Raw genomic sequence first — 22,406 nt, 5'->3', positions numbered from 1 at the left:
GGCCCGATGCGTACAAGGCCCGAACAGATGCGGCGACAGAAGCAGCAAGGCGTCGATCCGGGCGCGGCGACAGTGGATGTCGATGCGGTGGCCGTCGTCGTCGAAGTCAGTGGCAGTAGAGCATTGGCGACGGGTGTCGGGGAACGCTGATGCGTCACTTTATTGAGGCGCTGACGATAGCGACGCATCCGTTCGGCATGTGCAAAGCGGCCACGACGACTGAGTTGATAGCGTTGGCCAGCCTCGCGCAGGCGGGCGCGGCGCGAGGCCTGTGAGCAGTCGCCACCGCAGTAAATCTGGCCGCGATCGCAACGGCGGCACACGACGACCTGCGCCCGGCAGCGGGCGCACAGAAAGAGGCGGCCAGTGGCCGGCATCGGCAGTCCCCGTCAATGCCGAAGCGGAATCGACGAGGCGGATCAGCCGTGCCATACTGGCCCGGCACCCGTACCCCGTTGTGCGCGTGTGGGGCTCGACACTGGAATGAACTTGGCGGTTAGGACCGGTGTCGGGCCTGTTTCTTCGGCGGTCAGTTGTAGTCGTTCTTCTACCGCATCCCGATTCCCGCGTCATCCCCCTGCCGAACCGAACATCCCCGGTGCGTCTGCGCTCGCCCTACGGGCTCCCTCCGACGCACCCGAATGTGAGCCTCATGAAACGTCCCAGAGTCGCCGGGCTGAACAGCAATCGCGTCGCCCGGCTGTCCGACGCCGCCATCCAATGTCGGATTCCGACCGCCATTCACAGTGGCAACTGTTTACCGATGAAAACAATCCGGGTTTCGCGCGTTTCATTCGCGCCCCAGGACTTACCGATATCCGCGCCAAAAATCATATGTACGCCCTGGAACACTGCGCGACGCTCGACACCCGCCAGGTTCAGCACACCCTTGTAGCGCAGCATCGCGGCACCATGGATCGCAACCGTGGCGCTGAAGAACGCCTCGAGCTTGTCCCGATCCAGAGGCGCAGTAGTGCGGTAGACGAAGGACGTCACATCGTCGTCATGCTCGTGCGAAACGTCTTCAAGGAAATCGGGCTCGATGTCGACAATGGCATCCAGACTGAAGCTGCGGATGTCGAGCAGTTGCTTCAGGTCCGTCTCGCCAAAAATGTGCCGGCCTGATCGTCGCGCGCGGGTTCATCTGCCGCAACCGGCGCATCAGTTGCTGCGCCTGCTCTTCGCCAACGAGGTCCACCTTGGATACGAGGATACGGTCCGCGAATCCGACCTGCTCCTGCGCTTCGTGATGTTCGTCGAGCTGCTCGCCGCCATGCCGTGCGTCGACCACCGTCACGATGGCGTCGAGCAGGTATTTCTCCTGCACGACATCGTCAACAAAGAACGTTTGCGCGACGGGCGCCGGATCGGCAAGTCCCGTTGTCTCGATGATGACCCGCTCGAACGCGAGTTCTCCTGTCTCCCGTCGCGCGGCGAGCGTCGAAAGAATGCGCACCAGGTCGCCACGCACCGTACAACAGATACAGCCGTTGTTCATTTCGACAATCTGCTCGTTACCGTCCTGCACCAGCAATTCGTTGTCGATGCCCGCTTCGCCGAACTCGTTTTCGATGACCGCAACGCGTCCGCCGTGATGCTCGTTCAGGATGCGGTTGAGCAAGGTCGTTTTTCCGGCGCCGAGGAAGCCGGTCAGGATGGTCGTCGGGATACGCTGGAAGCCGGTTGCATCTTGCATTGCATTCTCCTGTGAGCGGCACGCGCTCAAGCATGTTCGCCCGTCGAGATGCCCGGGCGCCGAGCAAATGGTTACGGTCGAGATGCCCCCATGCGGTGACAGCCCGCTTCGCTGATGCCACGCTCCGGGACGGCCAGTCTGTCTACCGGGAACGCTGGACACCGTATGTGTTATGTTATAACGTATCTAATCCTATCGGATTGTTATTTTTCGTGCCAGGAACGCCAATGAAAAAAATCGCCGCCAGGCTTTGCAACTCCGTTCAGCACCGCGCATCCTGGAGTTCAGGACAGCCAGACCGGTTTGTTTGGCGCGCCGCACTAAAGCCCATCGGTAGCCTTTCGGCTGCATTGGTACTGCTTGCCCTGCATCAGGGAAGCGCCATGGCGGCATCAGCAGCGGCTGGCGTAATCAACGCCATCGGTGTCGAAAACGAGTACGCCGACGTCATCGCCCAGATCGGCGGCAAGTACGTTCAGGTGAGCGCGATCGAAACGGATCCCAATACGGATCCACACACGTTCGAGGTCAACCCGAAGGTGGCAGCGCAGCTTGCTTCCGCCGATCTGATCGTCAAGAACGGCGTGGGATACGACGCCTGGGCCGACAAGATCATCGCAGCCGCGCCCAACAACAAACGCAAGGTCATTGACGCCCAACACCTGCTCGGCCTGCCCGACAGCACGCCGAACCCGCATCTCTGGTACGACCCGAAAACCATGCCGGCGGTTGCGAAGGCAGTGGCAGCGGACCTTTCCGCATTGAACCCCGCGCAGGCAGCCTACTTTCAAGCCAACGTGAAGAAGTTCGACGCATCACTCAAGCCCTGGCTGGCTGCAATTGCATCGTTCAAGGCGCACTACGCGCAAACGCCTGTCGCGGTGACGGAGCCGGTCGCCAACTACATGCTCGAAGCGGTCGGCACCGATATCGCCACACCCTTCAGCCTGCAGGCGGCGATCATGAACGGCACCGATCCCTCTCCGCAGGACGTGACGAAACAGAACAGCCTGTTCACGGACCACAAGGTCAAGGTGTTCGTCTACAACCAGCAGGTCACGGATGCGCTCACACAGTCGTTTCTCAATCTGGCCAGGAAAAATGGTATTCCGGTGGTCGGCGTCTACGAGACCATGCCAACCCCCGGCTTTACTTACCAGTCGTGGATGCTGGCGGAAGTCAATGCGCTGGAAAAGGCAGTGACTTCCAAAGTGTCCACTGAAACCTTGCAGGCTGTGCAGTGAGCGGCATGTGCCCTGGCAACGAGGTCCTTGCGGTCGATCGGGTGAGCGTCTCTTTCCCGGGGCACAGCGTGCTACATGCGGTGAGTTTCAGTCTGGAAGCGGGAGAGTTCTGCGGCCTTATCGGTTCGAACGGTTCGGGCAAGACCACGCTGCTGCGTACGATCCTCGGCTTCCAGGTAGCGAGTGCAGGTAGCATCAGGATCAATGGTGCGCGCAACCTGACCTCGGTGGGCTACGTCCCGCAGAAGATCGCGCTCGACCCCTACCTCCCGATGCGTGCGCGGGATCTGGTGTCGCTCGGCCTCGAGGGCCACAGGCTCGGCTTGCCGTTACCGTCGAAAAAACGCCGCGAGGCGGTCGACGGGATGCTCAAAGTCGTGGATGCAGAGCCTTTCGCGGACCAGCGCATCGGGGAACTGTCCGGAGGCCAGCAGCAGCGGGTACTGATCGCACACGCTCTGGTTCGCCGTCCGCGGCTGCTGTTGCTGGACGAACCTCTGGCCAACCTCGACATGCGCAGCGTCGCCGAAATTGTCGCGCTGTTGCGCCGCCTGAGCCTCGAGCACGGGCTCGCGGTCCTGCTTTCGGCGCATGACATGAATCCCTTGCTGCCGGTGATGGACCGGATCGTCTACCTCGCCAATGGCCACGCAGCGAGCGGGGCGACGGACGAAGTGGTGCGTACCGAGGTCCTGAGCAGACTGTACGGCTATCACATCGATGTCGTCCGCGTGCACGGCCGCGTGCTGGTGATTGCCGCCGGCACCGAGGCCGAAATGCTTGCCGCCGTTCGGCGAGACCCCGCCCACATTGTGCAGGTTCCCTGATTCAAGATGGATTCCCTGCTCACCCTCATCTTTGAACCGGGCTTCTTTAGCAGTGAACCGGTGCATACCGCGATGGTAGTCGGCGGCGGCGCCGCAGTCGTGTCCGGCGTAATTGGCGTATTCACCGTCATGAGGAGCCAGTCCTTCGCCGGCCATGCGCTGGCCGATGTGAGCAGCGCGGGCGGTGCTGCGTCGTTCCTGCTCGGCATCAACCCGTTGCTGGGATTTCTCATCATGGCGGTCATGGCAGCGGGCGGCATGGAACTGGTGCGGGTGCGCCGCGCCCGTGAGCGCGATCTTGTGACCGGCGTCGTGCTGGGCGCGGGGCTTGGCCTTGCCGCGCTGTTTCTTTACCTCGACGTGACATCGAAAAGCACGACTGGAGCGGCGATCACCGTCATGTTCGGATCAATGTTCGCCATTCCGGCATCGATCATTCCGCTCGCACTGGCGGTGGGCACGGGGGCGTTGATTGCCGCGGGCGTGCTTTATCGTCCCTTGCTGCTCAGCTCCGTTGACCCAGAGCTGGCTGCGGTCATGGGCGTGCGGGTACGGACGGTCGGACTCCTGCACCTGCTGGTATTGGCGCTGGCCGTTTCCCTATCAGCTATTACGGTCGGCGCCATCCTGTCGACCGCACTCCTGATAGGTCCGGCGGCGATCGCCTTGAGGGCGGCAAAGCGGCCAGGCTGGGCCACGGGTCTGTCCGCGTTAATCGGCCTGGGCACGACCTGGGGTGGCATCCTCCTCGCGTACGACAGCTACTACTGGACCCCCGGGCACGGCTGGCCAGTGAGCTTCTTCGTGGTGACGCTTATCTTCGCCCTGTATGTCATCACAGGTCGCGCCGGACCTGCACGGAAGCCCCCAACGGGCGCGCGGATCGCCCTGAACGCCCGTGAACCGGGTGAGGCCTGACCATGTTCTCCAGCTTCATGACCAACACGTGGATCGTGGCGAGCATCGTGGCAGCGGTCGCCGGATTCATCGGTTTCTTCGTGGTGATTCGAGGCGCCTCGTTCGCCGCGCACGCCTTGCCGCTCGGCACTTTTCCGGGTGCTGCAGCGGCAAGCCTGCTCGGTATCAATCCGCTCTTCGGCCTGATCGTCTTCGCTGCTCTCGGCGTGATCGGAATCGGTTGGCTGAGCCGGCGCGGAAGACACGAAGTCGCAACCGCCCTGTGCCTCGTCACGCTGCTAGGCTTCGGGGCGCTGTTCCTGAGCATGACGAGCGAGTATTCACAAGCGGTCTATGCCCTTCTCTTCGGCGAAGTACTGGGCGTGAGCAACACCGATCTCGCGCCGGTTGCCGCGATCAGCGGGTTCTCGATTGCGGTTGCGGTTTGTGCTCTTCCGGTCACTCCTGCTCAGTTCGGTATCGCCCGATCTGGCGAAGGCGAGAGGCGTATCGAGCCGCGCGATGGAACTTGCGTTCATGAGCATCCTGGCGCTTGCGACGGCAATGGCGCTCCCCGTAGTGGGCGCGCTGCTAGTGTTCAGCCTGATGATTGGACCCGCGGCTGCGGCCCGCTCGCTGACTGACCGGCCGATTCTTGCGATATGCGTGTCGGTTGGAATTTCGCTCGTCACGGTGTGGACATCGATCGCCCTCTCCTATGTCTCCAACTGGCCAGTCGGTTTCTTCGTTGGCCTGCTTGGGGCCGCCTGTTACGGAGTGGGGCAGGTGTGGACCCGGGCACGAGCCTTCGCGCGCCACCACGACGAACGGCCGGCCTCGGAGGCACCGGTCGGCTCACCAGTTTCGAGCTCCGGAGGAACTAGTACGTATTGATGTCGACGATCTCCGTTTTTCGATCGCCGATGCGCAGGCATTTTTTGACCGGACAGGCACCGTGCCGCTTGACCGGACCAGTGTTGAGTTGCTGAACGAGGCAACGGAGGGGTGGGTCGCTGGCTTGCAACTTGCTGCTCTAGCGCTACGCGATGTGGGCGATGCGGCCAAGGTCGCCGGTGCGCTGGTCGGAGTCAGCTCCGGAATCGATTCGTACCTGAACGATACCGTGCTCGCACATCTGCCGCTCCATATGCTGAAGTTTCTGCTGTACACGTCGATTCTTGAACGACTCGCCCCTGAGTTGTGCGATGCCATCATGGGTAAGGGAAGTGGAAGCGGGGGCGAGCTCGACTGGCTCGAGCGGCACAGCGTGTTCATCCGGCCGCTGGATGAAACACGGCACTGGTACCGCTATCATGCGCTCCTGTCCGACGCACTTCGTCGGCGCCTTCTTCGCCAGATGCCGCAACACGTCCCGTTGCTGCACCGTCGTGCGTCCCAATGGTTTGCAGGAGCACGTCTGTGGCCCGAAGGCAGTCAGACATGCCTTGGCTGCAGGCGAACTCGAGCAGGCGGCACAGTGGGTTGAAAACTGTGCGACGGAGATGCTCGAGCGCGGTGAGTTGAACACGTTGCTGGGATGGATCGGAAAACTGCCACCGGATGTCATCCAGAGACGGCTTCGTTTGCGCCTTACGAAAGCATGGGCGCTCGTGTTCTCGATTCAGCCGGACGCCGCCTCGAGGGAGGTTGCTGCTGTTACCAACGAATTCTTTCGGGGGCGTCGCAAGGATACCCGCATGGTAGAGGAAGCGGCATTGGCGGAGATCAACGCGGTCAGCGCACTGATCGCCACTATGGTAGAGGACAGCGAGCGGGCACTCGAACTGGGCCATGCTGCTCAAACCTCAGTGGCGCCTACGGCGCCTTGGGTGCAGCGCTGCGCGCAATACGCGCAGCTCTTCGGCTTGATGCACCGGGGCAGGTTCGACCAGATACGTGAAATACGCGACGCCGTCGGCGAGCGAGTTGAACAGGGTCAGGAGCCCGACTACTCGGATATGTTTCGACGCTCGTCGTTCGGTGTTGCTGCATTTGTGCATGGCGAGCTGTCTGAATCAAGGCGAATTTTTGAGGCGATGTTCCACCGCATCGAAAAAGCATGGGGCCACTCGTCATCCTGCGCGACCTGGGCGGCCAGTTGCCTTGCTGCGATCTACTATGAGTGCAACGAACTGCCTGAAGCGCGGAGGATGATCGCGGGCCGCACGACCGCTGCACTGGAAACCTCGCCGCTAACTGGTTTGATGCGCCATATACTGTCTGCAGCACGCTTGCTGTGGCGCGACGGGGAGATGGGTTCGGCGCTGGCTATTCTCGAAGACGGTCGACAGGCCGCCGTAACCCGACACTGGCTACGTCTGAAGTTGGCGCTGGATGCCGAAACGGTAAGATTGCTCCTTGTAGAAGGCAACGTTGCTCAAGCGAGGCAGATCGCCGACGAGCTGAGCAAGAGCGTGCCAATGATGTGCGAAGGGCGGACTGGGTGCGCGGTAGACACCTGGACAAGCTATTGTCTCCTGCAGGCTCGCGTACTGATCGCCGGGGATCGTGCAGATGAAGCCGTCACGCTTTTCACACCTTTGCTCGATACTCTGGCTGCTACGGGCAGGCGCTATTCGGAGGCTGTGGTTTCCCTGCTGTTCTCATGCGCGCTCGCGCAATGTGGAGCGTCCGAAAAGGCGCTTGGTGCGCTCGAACGAGCGCTACGGCTCGGAAGGCAGAGCGGCATGATTAACAGCTTCGTGGATGAGGGGCCACCCGTGCGCGCGTTGCTACAGCAATTTCGCTTCGCTTCAGCGAATGTTCCTACGGCAGAAACGGCGTATGTCGACAGGCTGCTTACAGCTTTTGATGCCTTCGGCAATTCACCGGCTGCGTCGCCCACGCATGTTGAGGCCGTGCCGCTGTCACCGGATGTTCTTAGTGCGAGGGAGTTTGAGGTGCTCGAGTGCGTTGCCCGCGGTCTTTCGAACAAGGAAATCGGCCGGTCGTTGAAACTGGCACCCGAGACGGTCAAGTGGCATTTGAAAAATATCTTCGAAAAGCTCGACGTAAATTCGCGAATTGACGCCGTCGCCGTACAGAGAGTTTTTGGACATGGGGTAGGAGAGCGCCGCGCGGCCATGTAGTGGCGAGCCATATGCAATAGCCCTCACCAGATCCGGCGCGGACATCCCCAGATCGCCTGGACTTTTTTCTCAGAATCACAAGCGCAGCCGCTTCCGCCAGCGCCTTCTCCTTGCGCTGCAATTCCTTCGCAAGCTGCTGGATGCGCTTCTTGTCATCTTTCGACTGATGACGCTGCTCGCGCGCCTGCGCGGCAGCATTCGCGTTGGCCGCCTGGCAAGCAGCCCGCCACGCCGCAATCTGTTCGGGATAAAGACCTTTGCGGCGGCAATACTCGGCCAGCTCCGCTGCGTTGAGCGGCGCGGTTTCCAGCACTACCGCAAACTTGTCTTCCGAAGACCATCCTTCGGGATTCTTCCCATCGCCCGGCACTGCGACTCCTTGTCCAGCGCCGAAACCAGCGCATTTTCTGGCGGCATCATGCGGCGCACTAACGCTTCTTTTCTTTCTGCTGAGTAGGCTTTCATTCATCCTTTTGCGACAGCAACGCTGTTCATGTCGCACCCCCCTCCCCGTCAAGCATTTTGTAGTTCGGGATCGAAGCACTTGCCTGACCTGATAACACCGAATGCGACGTGAACGAGCTTGCGCAGCATCGACGCGGAATCGACGATCCCGGACAAGTAGCGTCCAGGGGTCCGCGTGTTACTTCTTGAATGTGCCGAGCAGTTCGGTGTGCGCCACGACATGGCCTTCCATCGCCTTTTCCAACGCCGCCTTCGTGGGCTTGTGAAGATCGGGCAGCACGGTGTCGAGCGCGTAGAGCTTATGGAAATACCGATGACGGCCAGTGGGCGGGCATGGGCCGCCATACGTGGTGCGATGGAAGTCGTTGGTGCCTTCAAGTGTGCCTGCCGGAAGCGCGCCCGAAGTGACGCCCTCCTGAACACCAGGAGCCGTCGTCGGGATGTTGTAAAGCACCCAGTGGACCCATGTCATCCGTGGCGCGGCCGGGTCGGGCGCGTCGGGGTCGTCGACGATCAGCACGAGGCTGTTCGCGTTGGCGGGTACCCCGGACCACGAGAGCGGTGGGGAGACGTCCGCGCCCGTGCAGGTGTAGCGCCGAGGAATCTCGCTTCCTTCGTGGAAAGCGTGTGAGGTGAGGGTGAAGGCCATGGTGCGCTCCTCGGCGTCAGCCCGCGCCGCCAGCTAGTGCTTGCGATGCATCCAGCTCATATGATGTGTGTCGAGCCACTGACTCAGGCTCTCTCCCGGGTGATCGCGCCTGTAGCGCCTGGACAAGGCCGATGCAACGACAACGAGAACCACAAGGCCAACCCAAAAACTGATCATTGATTGAGTCATGGCAGCCTCCTTGGGAAATGCGACGATCCCTGAATTGTAGTCATTGGCGGCCGAACTGGCTCAACTCGAGAAGGCGGCTTACAGCCCGAACGGCTACGTCGACGATTCTCCCGATCTCCAGCGTGCCGAAACCCGTTTTTGCGTGATCGCCACCGCATCTGTTGCAGTGCGGCACTCCCCAATCGACCCAATATGCGGGACGACCCTGGATTGCCGCGCCGCTGCGCTCCCCTACCATCAATTCCCCGCGCCATTGCAGCGAGTACGTCAAAAGCGAGTGCCGCAGCCAAACACAATCCATACAGCACCTACTCAAGCTATCAGGAGGCAAGCATGCTCAGCGCCCATGAATTTGCGACATTGATGCTGGTCAGGGATTCGGCTGACCACATTGCCGAGCGGGAAGAACTCGATACGCTGCTTGAACGTCAGCTCGTCACCATGGAGAGGCTTGCCTGCGGGGCAGTGCGACCTCGCGTGACGCAGGACGGCGATTCGCTCCTTCGTAACCTCGCGCGCATACACTGAGAAGTCGAAACCTGCCGCGTGTCGGCTGGGACTCGAGCGAGCAGCTAGCCTCAACCGACGAACCGCGAAGTACCGACGAGCCCTCGGATCTTCGACTTCCTCGTAGTCGCCGGCGTGGAATGCGCACACGCTTGCGTTGGCGCACCCCGCGGACATCGGACCACCATTCCTTCGGCACCATGCCATAGGGCAGGGCGGCTGCACGATCGGGGCACAAAAAAGAAAACGCCCGCGTTATTCACGCGGGCGTTTCCGTGGCCCCGCTACCGCGCCCCAATGAACGATTTCTCGTCCGCTTCTGCATCAGGGGCCGGCTTCCGCGCGGCTCTCTTCTAGTATAGGGCGCCTGGCGGAATATCCAAGTCGGGGGAGACCAGCTTTTTGCACGGAACGCGAGCGGATGATTCAGACGTTTGAGTACTCGCGCCGCCTCTGGACTCAACGCCGTCATTGAGCTTTCAGCCGTTCATGCCGTTCGGTACATGAAAGCGACAACCTTCCTGCAAAGCCGGCTGGCCTAATAGCGATAAGCAATTCTTCGAAAAATGCACGTCTGCTTCCGCAAGCGCACACGAGGACATCATCTTTTGCCAGCCGCATCGAGATACGGCCCTGTTGACCCGCGTACTTTTAGCACCGCAGGCAGCGCATATCCTTGTCGCGTTGCCCGGCCGTCCAGCGCGTCGAGCAGATGCCTCGCGGCGACCGTGCCGATCTCGCGTGTGTCCACGTACATCGTCGTGAGGGGCGGGCGCGCTTCGCGTGCGATCGCGAGATCGTCGAAGCCGGTGACGGAAAGTTGCCCAGGAATGGCGATGCCCAACTCTTCCGCCTCCCGCACAATGCCGAGCGCAATATGATCGTTGCCGCAGATGATCGCTGTCGGACGCGGCCCCGGCTGTTGCCAGAGCGCGCGCAACGCGCGCCGGCCAAAATCGAGCGTGGATTCACCTTCGACGAGGTGCTCCGGCCGCACCGCGAGGCCATGACGCTCCAGCGCGATGCGAATGCCTGCGAGCCGCGCCTGCGCACGGTCGTTGTCGCGCGTCGGTTGGATGCAGACCGCAAACGACCGATGACCGAGCGCGACGAGATGCTCGGTGATCGCTTCATACGCGGCGCGGTTGTCAACGCCGATGCAAACGTGCGGACTGCCTTTGCGCCACGCATAAAGCACGACGTAGGGCACGCGCCAGACTCGCAGCGCATCAAAGAGCTCCGGCGGATGCGCTTCGCCCACCACCGCGATCGCCTCCACGCCGCGCGCGAGCATCGCTTGAACCTGGGAGAGAGCCTCTTTAGGATCGTAGTTCGAGCAGCCGAGAAAAAGCGTGATGCCGCGCGCGGCGAACGCAGCCTGCATGCCGCTCACCTGCGAGGCAAACACCTGATCATCGAGCGTCGGAATGACGATGCCCGCAATGTGGCTGCGTGTGGATGCGAGCGCACGTCCGGCTGCATTCGGAAACCAGTTCAGCTCCAGCGCAGCCCGCTCGACGCGCTCGTGCACGCTGTCCGACACTTTGCTGGGCTCGTTGTAGACGCGCGATACCGTCGCCGTGGACACGCCCGCGAGCTTCGCCACGTCGGACAGCACCGTGCGCCCCGTGCTGCGGCGGGAGCGCGCCCCGGCCGCCCGCCCGGCAGGTGACGGTTTTTCTTCGAGAGCAGAGTCAGAGGCGCAAGAGCGAGGCATCGACGTTCAGGTTTCGTACAGGGAGCCCGTCGTCTTACTCGCGGCGCGACACAACGGCGCATCCGTCAGGCCCCCGCTGCGATGCGCGAGCGGAAATGCTCGGTACCTTCGACGATCTTGTCGAGCACCGCGTCGAGCGCCCAGAAGCGTTCGCGCACGTCGTAGTCGATCGCGCGGCAGCGAATGGACTGGAACGTGCCGATGCGCTGGTGGTACATCTTCGCGAGCGCCGGATAGCCGAGTGCCTCGGATACCGCCGCGACCACGAGAAAGATCGAGAGCTCGCGGGCGAGCGCCGGGTTCTCGTCGGCGCGATTGCGCAGCCAGTTGTACAGGTCCGGATGGAAGTTCGTGAACACGCCGTTGAATCCCGCGGATCCGGCTTTCATCGCATCCCAGGCAATCGCGGCATTCGCGTTAAGGATCTTCATGGGCGAACCCTTCGCCAGGGCAACGCGGCGCTTCACCGTGTCGAGATCGCAGCTCACGTCCTTCAACATCACGAAGCGGCCGGTGTCGATGCACATCTTGAGCTCGTCGTCGGATAGCAGGCGCCGGTAGGGAGCCGGGCATTCGTATAGCCCGAGCGGTATGTCGGAAGGCAAGCGGCTCATCAGGCGGCGCAAGTTCGTTGAGAACGCTTGCGTGCCGTCGCGGGCCGGATCGAGCCGGTTCGTCACCAGCACGATCCCGTCCGCGCCGGTCGCCGCGGCGGCGTTCAGCTCTTCGGCCTGCGCGTCGGGATCATCGCTGATGTGGCCCGAGACCACCACCGGCACGCGGCCGCCCACGCGCTCGACCACGAAGCGGCCAAGCGCCGCGCGCTCCGCGAGGCTGAGAAATTGCATCTCGCTCGACTGCGCCACGGCGAACAGCGCGTCCGAGCCGTGCGCGAGATACCACTCGATCAGCCGTTCGAGCCCGGCATAGTCGATGGCGCCGTCGTCGTCGAAAGGCGTCAGCATCACGGGCACGATGCCTTCGATCGTTTGCGACGGGCGCGTCGAAGAAGTGGGGAGGGTCATGTCGGTGTTGTCCTTGGCAGGGTTGAACGGGCAGTTCATCAAGCGGGTGCCCGTGCCGGGCTGCCCGGTTCCGGTTCGCTTTCGATCGGCGCCGGCCTCGTCGACCGCATCGGCCCGCGCAGGCTGCTGGACGTCGCGCAGCCGGGTCTATGAAACCGCCGCCGCGAACGTGGGTTGCGCCCGCACTTCGAACTGTGTCGGGATGGATGCCTGCGCGCCTTCACGCGTGACGCTGAGCGCCGCGGCTCGCTGAGCGAAGTCGATCGCGCCGCGGATGCTCGCGCCGCGCACGCGCTCGGCTGCGAAGCCGCCCCCGCCGGCGAATGTAGCGAACGCGCCACCGAGCAAGGTTTCGCCGCGCGCCGGAAGTCGCTCTGCGTGGACAACGAGATCCATGTTCGCACTGCCGACCACGACGATTCGGTCCCAGGAATGCCGGTCCGCAGATCGAATGTTAGCGCTTACATTAGCGCGCAAAACAGCGACCGCGGCAACGAGACAATGACGTCATCAGGGAAACTCCCCAAAACAATTCATCGGACCGGCGATCGCGCTCCGCTCGCCCGCAGGATCATGCTCACCACTTCTTCCGTCGTAGCCTCGAAGCGCTTCGTCGAGAGCGCGCGTTTGCCCGAGAGCGCGCATATTTGAGCCTCGAAATCGGCGTAGTGCTGCGTGGTCGCCCAGATCATGAAGAGGAGCGTCCGAGGGTCGACGGGTGCGAGCAACCCTTTGGCTATCCATCGCTCGATCAGCTTCACGCGTGTGTCCATCCACGGCTTCACGCGTTCGAGCAGGATCTCTTGCATGTGCAGCGCCCCGCTGATTATTTCGTTGGCCCACACCTTCGATCCAAGTGGGCGGCGCCGTGACAGGGCCATCTTGGCGCGCACGTAGCCGCCAATCGCCTCGACCGGATCGTCGCTTGCATCGAACAGGTTGGCGGCGGCGTTCCATTCCTCGAACACATCGTCGAGTACGCGCCAGTACAGCGCCAGCTTGGTCGGGAAGTAATAGTGCAGATTCGCCTTCGGTAAACCCGCGCGCTCGGCGATCAGCGCCGTGCTCGCGCCTTCGAAGCCGCGTTCGGCGAACACGGCTTCGGCACAGGCGAGCAGATGGGATTCATTCGACGCACGAATGGAGGCTTTGCGCCGATGTGGCTTGTGCGATGTGTCGGCGGCTCGTTGCGCCTGCACGGTGCCGCGCGTCGCGAGGGGCGCGGCTCGCGTGGTGGGTTCGTCGTCGCGCATGTTCGGTCCATTCGGAAGAGAAAAGGAGCGCGGCGGCCGCGCGCATGCGGGAATCATTGTAGCCACGATGCAAGTGCGCCGCGAATTCACCGACATCAGGAGAAACGCGCAGCACGGACGGCTGGTTTTTTCACGCACTGCAGCATCAATGGCACGCTTTTCGCTCGTAACTCCGCATTGAATTCGCGAAGTTTCTCGTCTAAAACCTGTCCAATCGGACAGGATTCGAAGGGCTGGGTTTCAGGGACAGCGCAGTGCCATCGAGACGTGCACCGTTGTGATCCTTCGCGCCCCAACACGGTGGCATGCATGCACGTTTGACAAGCACGGACAGGAGAACACGCATGAACGCAGTAAGCGAAGCCGCGCTGACGACCGCGATCCACGTGAACGGTCAGCGATTGTGGGACAGCCTGATGGAGATGGCCAGGATTGGCGCCACGCCCAAAGGCGGCGTGTGCCGTCTTGCGCTGACCGACCTCGACAAGCAGGGCCGCGATCTCATCGTGCAATGGGCGAAAGAGGCGCGCTGCACGATCAGTGTGGATCAGATGGGCAACGTGTTTATGCGCCGCGCGGGGCGCAACAACGACCTGCCGCCCGTGATGACCGGCTCGCACGCGGACTCGCAGCCAACCGGTGGGCGCTTCGACGGTATCTATGGGGTGCTCGGCGGCCTCGAAGTGATTCGCTCGCTCAACGATTACGGCATCGAAACCGAGCGCCCTGTTGAAACGGTGATCTGGACCAACGAAGAAGGCTCGCGCTTCGCGCCGGCGATGGTCGCCTCGGGCGTATTTGCGGGTGTGTTTGCGCTCGAGTACGGACTGTCGCGCAAGGACGTCGACGGCAAGACCATCGGCGAGGAATTGCAGCGCATCGGCTACGCGGGCGCGTTGCCGTGCGGCGGCCGCAAGATTCACGCGGCGTTCGAACTGCACATCGAACAGGGGCCGATACTCGAGGCCGAAAACAGGACGATCGGCGTGGTCACCGACGCACAAGGTCAGCGCTGGTACGAAGTCGTGCTCACGGGCCAGGAAGCGCACGCGGGGCCCACGCCCATGCCGCGCCGCCGCGACGCGCTGCTGGGCGCCTCGCGCGTCGTGCAGCTCGTCAACGAAATCGGCCTGCGTCATGCGCCGCTCGCGTGCGCGACGGTCGGCATGATGCAGGTGCATCCGAATTCGCGCAACGTGATTCCGGGCCGCGTGTTCTTCACCATCGATTTTCGCCATCCGCAGGACGAGGTGCTGGCGCAGATGAACGCAGAGCTGCGCGAAGGCATCGCGAAGATCGCGGAACAGGGCAAGCTCGAAGCCGACGTCGAGCAGATTTTCTACTACGCGCCCGTGCCGTTCGACGAGGCGTGCGTGAAGTCCGTGCGCGCGGCGGCCGAGCGCTTCGGCTATTCGAATCGCGATATCGTTTCGGGCGCAGGTCACGACGCGTGCTATCTCGCGACGGTCGCGCCGACCTCGATGGTGTTCGTACCGTGCATCGACGGCATCAGCCACAACGAAGTCGAGGACGCGACGATCGAATGGATCGAAGCCGGCGCGAACGTGTTGCTGCACGCCATGCTCGAACGCGCGAGCGAGCCCGGCTGACGCAATTTCGATCGAACGCAAGCGGTCTCAGCGCCGCGCTGTCTTTCCAACGATTCCCCACGTACCGGCCGCGCACGTCACGCACACGGCCGGCGGACCCGTGTTTCGCCGCGCAAGGAGCATCCGGATGTCCCAGACCACCTCGAATGCCGCCAACGGCATCGCGCCAGGCCGTCTCAGTGCCGAGCAACTGGGCTGCAATTTCGCCGACGTCGCGCCGCCGCTTTCCGCGAATGCGGCCATGATCGCCGCCGACCGCTGTCATTACTGTTACGACGCGCCTTGCGTGAACGCATGCCCCACGGGCATCGACATTCCCGGTTTCATCCGCAAGATCGGCAACGGCAATCTCAAGGGCGCGGCGCGCGATATCCTCAGCGCGAACCCGCTGGGCGGCATGTGCGCACGCGTGTGCCCGACCGAGATTCTCTGCGAAGGCGCCTGCGTGAGAAATCATCAGGATGGCGAGCCCGTTCAGATCGGCGCGCTGCAACGTCATGCCACCGACTTCCAGATGGCCCGCGAAGCCGCCGGTGCCCCTGCGCTCTTTAAGCGCGCCAGCGAGACAGGCCGTCATGTTGCCGTGGTCGGCGCGGGTCCCGCGGGTCTCGCCTGCGCGCACACGCTCGCGCTTGCCGGGCATCGCGTGAGCGTCTTCGACGCGCGCGAACAGCCGGGCGGCCTGAACGAGTACGGCATAGCCGCGTACAAGACTGTCGACGGCTACGCGCAGCGCGAAGTGCGGTGGCTTCTTTCCGTTGGCGGGATAGAACTGCGCCAGGGCCAGCGACTGGGGCATGACGTGACGCTTGCGGAGTTACGCGCGGCGTATGACGCGGTGTTCATCGGCGTGGGCCTTGGCGGCACGCATACGCTCTCCATCGAAGGCGAACTGCTCGACGGCGTGCTCGATGCCGTGGATTTCATCGCGCGCGTGCGCGAGGCCGACGATCTGGCCAGCGTGCCCGTCGGTCGCAAGGTGGTGGTGCTCGGAGGCGGCAATACGGCAATCGACGCCGCCGTGCAAAGCCGCAAGCTGGGCGCGGAGCAAGTGACGCTCGCCTATCGTCGCGGCGCGGCGCAGATGAGCGCCACCTGGGCCGAACTGGAATTCGCGCGTAGCCAGGGTGTGACGTTGGCCGAGTGGATGAAGCCGCTGCGAATCGTCGGCGACACGCAGGTGCGGGCCGTGGAATTCGAGCGCACCGGGCTCGATATGAGCGGCGCATTGCGTGGCACTGGGGAGATCGTGCGCGTGGAGGCCGATATGGTGCTGAAGGCAATTGGCCAAACGCTGTTACCCGAAGGCCTCGACGGGTTGCAACTCACCGAGGAAGGCGGGCGCGTCGCGGTGGATGCGAACGGCGCCACGTCCCTTGCGGGCGTTTTCGCAGGCGGCGACTGTGCCGGCCACGGCGCCACCGATCTGACCGTCCAGGCCGTGCAGGACGGCAAGCTTGCCGCGCACGCGATCGACCGCTTCCTTGCGAGTCAGTCCGCCAGGGCCGCCCGAGCCGCGTGATAGCTGCACCGAATCCAGATAAAACGAAGGAGTCGCATCATGGCCGACTTGCGCTGCACGATTGCCGGCATTCAATCGCCCAACCCGTTCTGGCTCGCTTCCGCGCCGCCCACCGACAAGGCCTACAACGTCAATCGCGCCTTCGAGGCGGGTTGGGGCGGCGTGGTCTGGAAGACGCTCGGGCTCGACCCGCACGTGGTGAACGTAAGCTCGCGCTATGGCGCCACCACCTGGCGCGGCCAGCGCATGGCGGGTCTGAACAATATCGAGCTCATCACCGACCGGCCGCTCGACGTGAACCTGAAGGAAATCGCGCAGGTGAAGCGGGACTGGCCCGACCGGGCGCTCATCGTCTCGCTGATGGTCCCTTGCAACGAGCACGACTGGAAGTGGATTCTGCCTCAGGTGGAAGACACTGGCGCGGACGCTGTGGAGCTGAACTTCGGCTGTCCGCACGGCATGAGCGAGCGCGGCATGGGCGCAGCGGTGGGTCAGGTGCCCGAGTACATCGAAATGGTCACCCGCTGGGTGAAGGAAGGCACGCGCTTGCCTTGCCTCGTGAAACTCACACCGAACGTCACCGACATTCGTCACGGCGCGCGCGCGGCGATGAAGGGTGGTGCGGACGGCGTCTCGCTCATCAATACCATCAACTCGATCGTCGGTGTCGATCTCGACGTCATGGCGCCGCTGCCCACCGTGGACGGCAAGGGCACGCATGGCGGCTATTGCGGTCCTGCCGCGAAGCCCATTGCACTGCACATGGTCGCGGAGATTGCGCGCGACCCGCAAACGCAAGGCTTGCCCATCTCTGGCATCGGGGGCATTTCGGACTGGCGCGACGCCGCGGAATTCATCGTGCTGGGAGCGGGCAGCGTGCAAGTATGCACCGCGGCGATGCACTACGGTTTCCGGATCGTCAGCGACATGATCGACGGCCTTTCCAACTGGATGGACGACACCGGGTACGCCAGCCTCGACGCGATTCGCGGCCGCGCCGTGCCGAACGTTACCGACTGGCAATACCTGAACCTCAACTACGACATCAAGGCGCGTATCGATCAGGACCGCTGCATCCAGTGCGGGCTCTGCCATATCGCCTGCGAAGACACCTCGCATCAGGCGATCACCGCCGCGCGCGACGGCAAGCGCCACTTCGAGGTGGTCGATGCGAACTGCGTCGGGTGCAATCTATGCATGCATGTTTGCCCGGTCGATCAATGCATCACGATGGAGCGTGTCGATTCGGGCGAGCGCTACGAGAACTGGACCACGCACCCGAACAACCCGGCGCGTGTCGCCGACCCGAAAGCCGCCTGACATTTCGAAGCCGGATCGAGCCGGACCCACGACAAGCACGGAGAACCCACGTCATGAGCCAGCCCTTTGCAGTCGACGCCAATGCGCGCCGCGCCGAAAGCGAGCTATACAACGATGACCTCGCGCCCACCGGCGTTGCGCAGCGCACATGGCGCTGGTATCACTTCGCGGCACTATGGGTAGGCATGGTGATGAACATCGCCTCCTACATGCTCGCCGCCGGCCTCACCGAGCAGGGCATGGCGCCATGGCAGGCCGTGCTAACCGTGCTGCTCGGCAATCTGATCGTGCTCATGCCGATGCTGCTGATCGGTCATGCGGGTACGAAGTACGGCATTCCTTATGCGGTGCTCGTGCGAGCGTCGTTCGGCACCCAGGGCGCGAAGCTGCCAGCCATGCTGCGCGCCGTCGTGGCGTGCGGCTGGTACGGGATTCAATCATGGCTTGGCGGCAGCGCCATCTATACGCTCGTCAACATCCTCACGCACAACGCGCTGGTGGGCGACGCACTGCCGTGGCTCGGCATTTCGATCGGACAGGCTAGCTGCTTCCTCGTCTTCTGGGTGTTCCAGCTGTACTTCATTCTGCACGGCACCGATTCGATCCGCTGGCTCGAAAGCTGGTCCGCGCCCATCAAGGTGGTGATGTGCGCAGTGCTCGTGTGGTGGGCATGTTCGAAGGCAGGCGGCGTAGGCTCGATGCTGTCGCAACCGTCACAGTTCGCCGCCGGCGGCAAGAAGGCGGGCCTCTTCTGGGCGACGTTCTGGCCGAGCCTCACGGCCATGGTGGGCTTCTGGGCCACGCTCGCGCTCAACATTCCCGACTTCACGCGTTTCGCAAAAACGCAAAAAGACCAGTTCGTGGGCCAGGCCATCGGCCTGCCCATTCCGATGGCGTTGCTCTCGGTAGTCTCCGTGGTCGTGACCTCGGCAACGGTTGTGATTTACGGAAGGGCGATCTGGGACCCGATCGACCTCACGAGTCGCATGGAGGGCGTCGGTGTGGGCATCGCGCTCATCATCCTCACACTGGACACGATGTGCTGCAATCTCGCCGCGAATCTCGTCGGACCAGCTTACGACTTCTCGAGCCTCTGGCCCAAAGGGCATCTCGTACAAGACGGGCGGTCTCATCACCGCGGGTATCGCCATCGTGATGATGCCGTGGAAGATCCTTGCCACCACCCAGGGCTACATCTTCACGTGGCTCGTCGGTTATTCGGCGCTGCTTGGGCCTGTGGCCGGCATCCTGATGGTCGACTACTTTCTCGTTCGCAGCACACGCCTCGACACGGCCCAGCTGTTCGAGGAAAACGGCGAATACGCCTACTCGAACGGCTGGAATCCGGCTGCCGTGATCGCGCTGATCGCAGGTGTGCTGCCGAACCTGCCGGGCTTTCTCAATGTCGCGTTCCCGAATGCGTTTGCCACCGTGCCCGATGCGTTCAAAAGCATTTACACCTATGCGTGGTTCGTGGGGCTCGCCATTGCGGCGCTCGTCTATGGCGTGATGATGAAGCTCGCCAAGAGCCGGCGCCCACGTGTTGCGAGCGCGTGAGCGTTTCAAGCGTGAATGTTCAACTGAAGGAGACTTGGCATCATGGCGATCCTGATTCGAGGCGGCACCGTCGTCAATGCAGACAAGAGCTGGCGTGCGGACGTGCTCTGCGAAAACGGCGTGATCCAGAGCGTTGGCGAGAACCTCGACGCGCCTGCGGGCGCGACCGTGGTCGACGCCGGTGGCCAATATGTGATGCCTGGCGGCATCGATCCGCACACGCATATGGAGCTGCCCTTCATGGGCACGACCGCCAGCGACGACTTCTACACGGGCACGGCGGCGGGGCTTGCGGGCGGCACGACATCGATCATCGACTTCGTCATCCCCAACCCGAAGCAACCGCTGATGGACGCCTTTCGCGAGTGGCGCGGCTGGGCAGAGAAAGCCGCTTCCGACTATGGCTTTCACGTGGCGGTGACGTGGTGGGATGAAAGCGTGTATCGGGACATGGGGCTCCTCGTGAACGAGCATGGCGTCTCGAGCTTCAAGCACTTCATGGCCTACAAGAACGCCATCATGGCCGACGACGAGGTTCTCGTGAACAGCTTTGCGCGCTCACTCGAACTGGGCGCGCTGCCTACCGTGCATGCGGAAAACGGCGAGCTCGTATTCCAGTTGCAACGCCAGTTGCTTGCGCGCGGTTTCACGGGGCCCGAGGCGCATCCGCTTTCACGGCCACCCGAAGTCGAAGGCGAGGCAGCGAATCGCGCCATCCGCATCGCGCAGGTGCTTGGAGTGCCGGTGTACATCGTGCATGTCTCGGCGAAAGACGCGCTCGAGGCGATCGCGCGCGCACGCGGCGAAGGGCAGCGCGTATTCGGCGAAGTGCTCGCGGGGCATCTCGTGATCGATGAGTCGGTCTATCGCGACCCGGACTGGACGCGCGCCGCCGCCCACGTGATGAGTCCGCCGTTCCGTACCCAGGAGCATCGCGACGCGCTCTGGCGCGGGCTTCAGGGCGGCCTGCTGCACACCACCGCAACCGACCACTGCGTGTTCTGCGCTTCGCAGAAAGCCATGGGCCGCCATGATTTCACGAGAATTCCGAATGGTTGCGGCGGCGTGGAAGATCGCATGGCGGTGTTGTGGGATCAAGGTGTGAACACCGGCCGGCTCACGCCGAACGAATTTGTGCGCGTCACCTCCACCAATGCGGCGCAAATCTTCAACCTGTACCCGCGCAAGGGCACGGTGGCCGTGGGTGCCGACGCCGATCTCGTCGTCTGGGATCCCGAGGCCACGCGCGCGATATCGGTCAAGACGCATCATCAGAACGTGGACTTCAACGTGTTCGAAGGGATGACGGTTCGCGGCGTGCCGACACACACCGTCTCACAAGGCGAACTCGTGTGGGCGGACGGCGACCTGCGCGCGCGGCGCGGAGCCGGGCGTTATCTGAAGCGGCCCGCGAATCCCGGCTATCTGCAGGCGTCGCGCCTCGCGAAGAGCCTGAAGCAGACGCAGCCGGTGCATCGCGAAGGTGACGCGCCACAATAAACACGGCAACGCGTGGAGGCGCTGCAGGGGAAATCGGGGGCTCGACGCGACAGGATTCGCGTTGCGCCCCGGTAGTTCGAGTGCAAACCGGTCGGCGTTTTTTATCTGCGTCGGAGTTCGCCATTGAGCGATCAGATATGAGAAAAGCGCGAGCCGGGGTGCGGTCATGGTTGAATGAGTAATCCGTATCTCGCGGTTAGCGTTTCCCGCGTTCCGCGATCCATGCGCTATCCGGTCGCTGTTCCAGTCAGCGATTCACAGGCCTGCCAGAGGCGTCTTGCATCGGTTCCGTTTCTTGCCTGACTGGCGACGTTCGCTGGTCCCACGTCTCGACCCCGTGTTTCGAACAATCCGAGCGGACCATAGTAGCCGCCGTCGACGACATCGGCTGCGGTTGCGGCATAGAGCGTGGAAAGCGCGCCGGTCTGGTCACTGTTGAACAAGATATCGATCAGTCCGCCGAGCGCAGAGCGGACGATCGGGCTTGCGGCAAAATGGTCGGCACGGAACAGATTCGTATTGGCAACGCCGGGATGCGCGGCAACGGACATCACGCGCGATCGTGCGGCGCGCAACCGGCGATCGAGTTCGAACGCGAACATGAGGTTGGCGAGCTTCGACTGTCGATAGGCGGTCATCGGACGGTAACGACGGGTTGCCTGAAGGTCGTCGAAGTCGAGCCGCCCGGTCTTGTGTGCGATAGAGGCAACCGTGACCACGCGCGGCCGCTCGGCAGACGCTCCTGCCGCCATCTCGAGCGCAGGCAACAGCAGGCGCGTCAGGGCGAAATGCCCGAGTACATTGGTGCCGAACTGCAATTCGAAGCCGTCGACCGTTTCGAGGCGTCGGCGGGGCGCCATGACGCCCGCATTGTTGATGAGGATGTCGAGCGGCCGGCATTGCGCGAGTTCGCGATCGCAAAAGGCGCGCACCGAAGCAAGGCTTGCGAGATCCAGTCGTTCAAGCCGCAATCGGGCGGCGGGCAGTTCCCTCTGCAGACGGGACAGGGCATCGGCGCCGCGCTGTTCGTCACGGCAGGCGAGTACGACTTCCGCGCCTGTGCGAGCCAGTATTGCAGCGACGTGATAGCCGATGCCGCTGTTGGCCCCCGTGATGATGACGCGTCTGCCGTGCTGAGGCGTGATGTCGTCGATGCTCCATTGTTTGTTCTGGTTCATTGGCGATTGTCGAGGGAAGGCCGTTAGCCGGAGAGAATGCTGATTAGCATACCCGTTGCACGCGCGCCGCATGTGCTGGACATTTTCGGGTTTCGCACGGATCCGGCGGCTTCCTGAGTCGGGCGCGCAGCGCGCGCATGCAATGCGTGTGAAACGCAAGG

The 22,406-nt window shown here is 62.9% G+C and carries 18 protein-coding genes and 5 pseudogenes; 15 read left to right on the top strand and 8 right to left on the bottom strand.

What is annotated here, in order from left to right; translation table 11 throughout:
* The first annotated feature begins 6 nt into the window (after nt 1-6).
* Nucleotides 7-150, top strand: a complete 144-nt coding sequence (locus tag OKW30_RS00975; protein WP_176133875.1) for a hypothetical protein — start codon at nt 7-9, stop codon at nt 148-150.
* Nucleotides 150-275: a hypothetical protein gene (locus tag OKW30_RS00970; RefSeq protein WP_256211476.1), complete on the top strand. Its 126-nt coding sequence runs from the start codon at nt 150-152 to the stop codon at nt 273-275. The genes OKW30_RS00975 and OKW30_RS00970 overlap by 1 nt, the downstream gene beginning before the upstream one ends.
* Nucleotides 276-741: 466 nt before the next feature.
* Here the strand turns inward: OKW30_RS00970 and OKW30_RS00965 are convergent.
* Nucleotides 742-1,696: pseudogene (locus OKW30_RS00965) on the bottom strand (CobW family GTP-binding protein).
* Between the two features lie 227 nt (nt 1,697-1,923).
* On the opposite strand from OKW30_RS00965, the gene OKW30_RS00960 reads away from it, so the two are divergent.
* The 7 genes and pseudogenes from OKW30_RS00960 to OKW30_RS00930 all read left to right on the top strand — a co-directional run bounded on the left by OKW30_RS00960 (nt 1,924) and on the right by OKW30_RS00930 (nt 7,753).
* Nucleotides 1,924-2,940, top strand: coding sequence for a metal ABC transporter solute-binding protein, Zn/Mn family (locus OKW30_RS00960; protein WP_260336599.1), 1,017 nt, complete (start codon nt 1,924-1,926; stop codon nt 2,938-2,940).
* A gap of 5 nt (nt 2,941-2,945) precedes the next feature.
* Nucleotides 2,946-3,767, top strand: coding sequence for a metal ABC transporter ATP-binding protein (locus OKW30_RS00955; RefSeq protein ID WP_429346087.1), 822 nt, complete (start codon nt 2,946-2,948; stop codon nt 3,765-3,767).
* A 6-nt stretch (nt 3,768-3,773) separates the two neighbouring features.
* Nucleotides 3,774-4,685 (top strand): metal ABC transporter permease, encoded by a 912-nt coding sequence (locus OKW30_RS00950; RefSeq protein ID WP_184071860.1) that lies wholly within the window; start codon nt 3,774-3,776, stop codon nt 4,683-4,685.
* 2 nt (nt 4,686-4,687) lie between these two features.
* Nucleotides 4,688-5,050: pseudogene (locus OKW30_RS00945) on the top strand (metal ABC transporter permease); the annotation flags it as partial.
* Nucleotides 5,051-5,111: 61 nt separating this feature from the next.
* Nucleotides 5,112-5,558, top strand: coding sequence for a metal ABC transporter permease (locus tag OKW30_RS00940; RefSeq protein WP_429345736.1), 447 nt, complete (start codon nt 5,112-5,114; stop codon nt 5,556-5,558).
* A 61-nt stretch (nt 5,559-5,619) separates the two neighbouring features.
* Nucleotides 5,620-6,150: a hypothetical protein gene (locus OKW30_RS00935; protein WP_429346104.1), complete on the top strand. Its 531-nt coding sequence runs from the start codon at nt 5,620-5,622 to the stop codon at nt 6,148-6,150.
* On the top strand, nt 6,110-7,753 hold the full coding sequence (locus tag OKW30_RS00930; protein ID WP_429346086.1) for a LuxR C-terminal-related transcriptional regulator: 1,644 nt from the start codon (nt 6,110-6,112) through the stop codon (nt 7,751-7,753). The genes OKW30_RS00935 and OKW30_RS00930 overlap by 41 nt, the downstream gene beginning before the upstream one ends.
* Before the next feature lie 30 nt (nt 7,754-7,783).
* Here OKW30_RS00930 and OKW30_RS00925 read toward each other — a convergent pair.
* Together OKW30_RS00925 and OKW30_RS00920 are read right to left on the bottom strand one after the other, a co-directional pair.
* A pseudogene (locus OKW30_RS00925) lies at nt 7,784-8,218 on the bottom strand (IS3 family transposase); the annotation flags it as partial.
* Nucleotides 8,219-8,396: 178 nt separating this feature from the next.
* Nucleotides 8,397-8,867 carry a YbhB/YbcL family Raf kinase inhibitor-like protein gene (locus OKW30_RS00920; RefSeq protein ID WP_429345735.1) on the bottom strand — a complete coding sequence of 157 codons (471 nt, stop codon included), beginning with the start codon at nt 8,865-8,867 and terminating at the stop codon, nt 8,397-8,399.
* A gap of 522 nt (nt 8,868-9,389) precedes the next feature.
* On the opposite strand from OKW30_RS00920, the gene OKW30_RS00915 reads away from it, so the two are divergent.
* A complete protein-coding gene (locus OKW30_RS00915; RefSeq protein ID WP_429290746.1) occupies nt 9,390-9,584 on the top strand; it encodes a hypothetical protein in 195 nt (64 codons plus the stop codon).
* 580 nt (nt 9,585-10,164) lie between these two features.
* Here the strand turns inward: OKW30_RS00915 and OKW30_RS00910 are convergent.
* The 4 genes and pseudogenes from OKW30_RS00910 to OKW30_RS00895 form a co-directional block, all read right to left on the bottom strand.
* Nucleotides 10,165-11,280, bottom strand: coding sequence for a LacI family DNA-binding transcriptional regulator (locus tag OKW30_RS00910; RefSeq protein ID WP_184071852.1), 1,116 nt, complete (start codon nt 11,278-11,280; stop codon nt 10,165-10,167).
* Between the two features lie 65 nt (nt 11,281-11,345).
* A complete protein-coding gene (locus OKW30_RS00905) occupies nt 11,346-12,305 on the bottom strand; it encodes a dihydrodipicolinate synthase family protein (protein WP_429345734.1) in 960 nt (319 codons plus the stop codon).
* 147 nt (nt 12,306-12,452) lie between these two features.
* A pseudogene (locus tag OKW30_RS00900) lies at nt 12,453-12,617 on the bottom strand (PfkB family carbohydrate kinase); the annotation flags it as partial.
* Between the two features lie 221 nt (nt 12,618-12,838).
* A complete protein-coding gene (locus tag OKW30_RS00895) occupies nt 12,839-13,558 on the bottom strand; it encodes a TetR/AcrR family transcriptional regulator (RefSeq protein ID WP_184071848.1) in 720 nt (239 codons plus the stop codon).
* Between the two features lie 344 nt (nt 13,559-13,902).
* Between OKW30_RS00895 and OKW30_RS00890 the strand changes: the two genes are divergently transcribed.
* The 5 genes and pseudogenes from OKW30_RS00890 (at nt 13,903) to hydA (ending at nt 21,067) form a co-directional block, all read left to right on the top strand.
* A complete protein-coding gene (locus tag OKW30_RS00890) occupies nt 13,903-15,168 on the top strand; it encodes a Zn-dependent hydrolase (protein WP_184054146.1) in 1,266 nt (421 codons plus the stop codon).
* A gap of 127 nt (nt 15,169-15,295) precedes the next feature.
* Nucleotides 15,296-16,690, top strand: coding sequence for an NAD(P)-dependent oxidoreductase (locus tag OKW30_RS00885; RefSeq protein ID WP_429345733.1), 1,395 nt, complete (start codon nt 15,296-15,298; stop codon nt 16,688-16,690).
* A 39-nt stretch (nt 16,691-16,729) separates the two neighbouring features.
* Nucleotides 16,730-18,010: an NAD-dependent dihydropyrimidine dehydrogenase subunit PreA gene (gene preA, locus OKW30_RS00880; protein ID WP_429345732.1), complete on the top strand. Its 1,281-nt coding sequence runs from the start codon at nt 16,730-16,732 to the stop codon at nt 18,008-18,010.
* A 53-nt stretch (nt 18,011-18,063) separates the two neighbouring features.
* Nucleotides 18,064-19,567: pseudogene (locus OKW30_RS00875) on the top strand (NCS1 family nucleobase:cation symporter-1).
* 42 nt (nt 19,568-19,609) lie between these two features.
* On the top strand, nt 19,610-21,067 hold the full coding sequence (gene hydA, locus OKW30_RS00870) for a dihydropyrimidinase (RefSeq protein ID WP_429345731.1): 1,458 nt from the start codon (nt 19,610-19,612) through the stop codon (nt 21,065-21,067).
* 227 nt (nt 21,068-21,294) lie between these two features.
* On the opposite strand, the gene OKW30_RS00865 is transcribed toward hydA, so the two are convergent.
* A complete protein-coding gene (locus OKW30_RS00865) occupies nt 21,295-22,404 on the bottom strand; it encodes an oxidoreductase (protein WP_429345730.1) in 1,110 nt (369 codons plus the stop codon).
* Between the last annotated feature and the right edge of the window lie 2 nt (nt 22,405-22,406).

Source organism: Paraburkholderia sp. Clong3, assembly GCF_050436485.1.
In the GTDB taxonomy this organism is placed as follows: domain Bacteria; phylum Pseudomonadota; class Gammaproteobacteria; order Burkholderiales; family Burkholderiaceae; genus Paraburkholderia; species Paraburkholderia tuberum.
The sequence above is the reverse complement of the archived record's forward strand: the minus strand, read 5'-3'. Positions and strand labels throughout refer to the sequence as shown.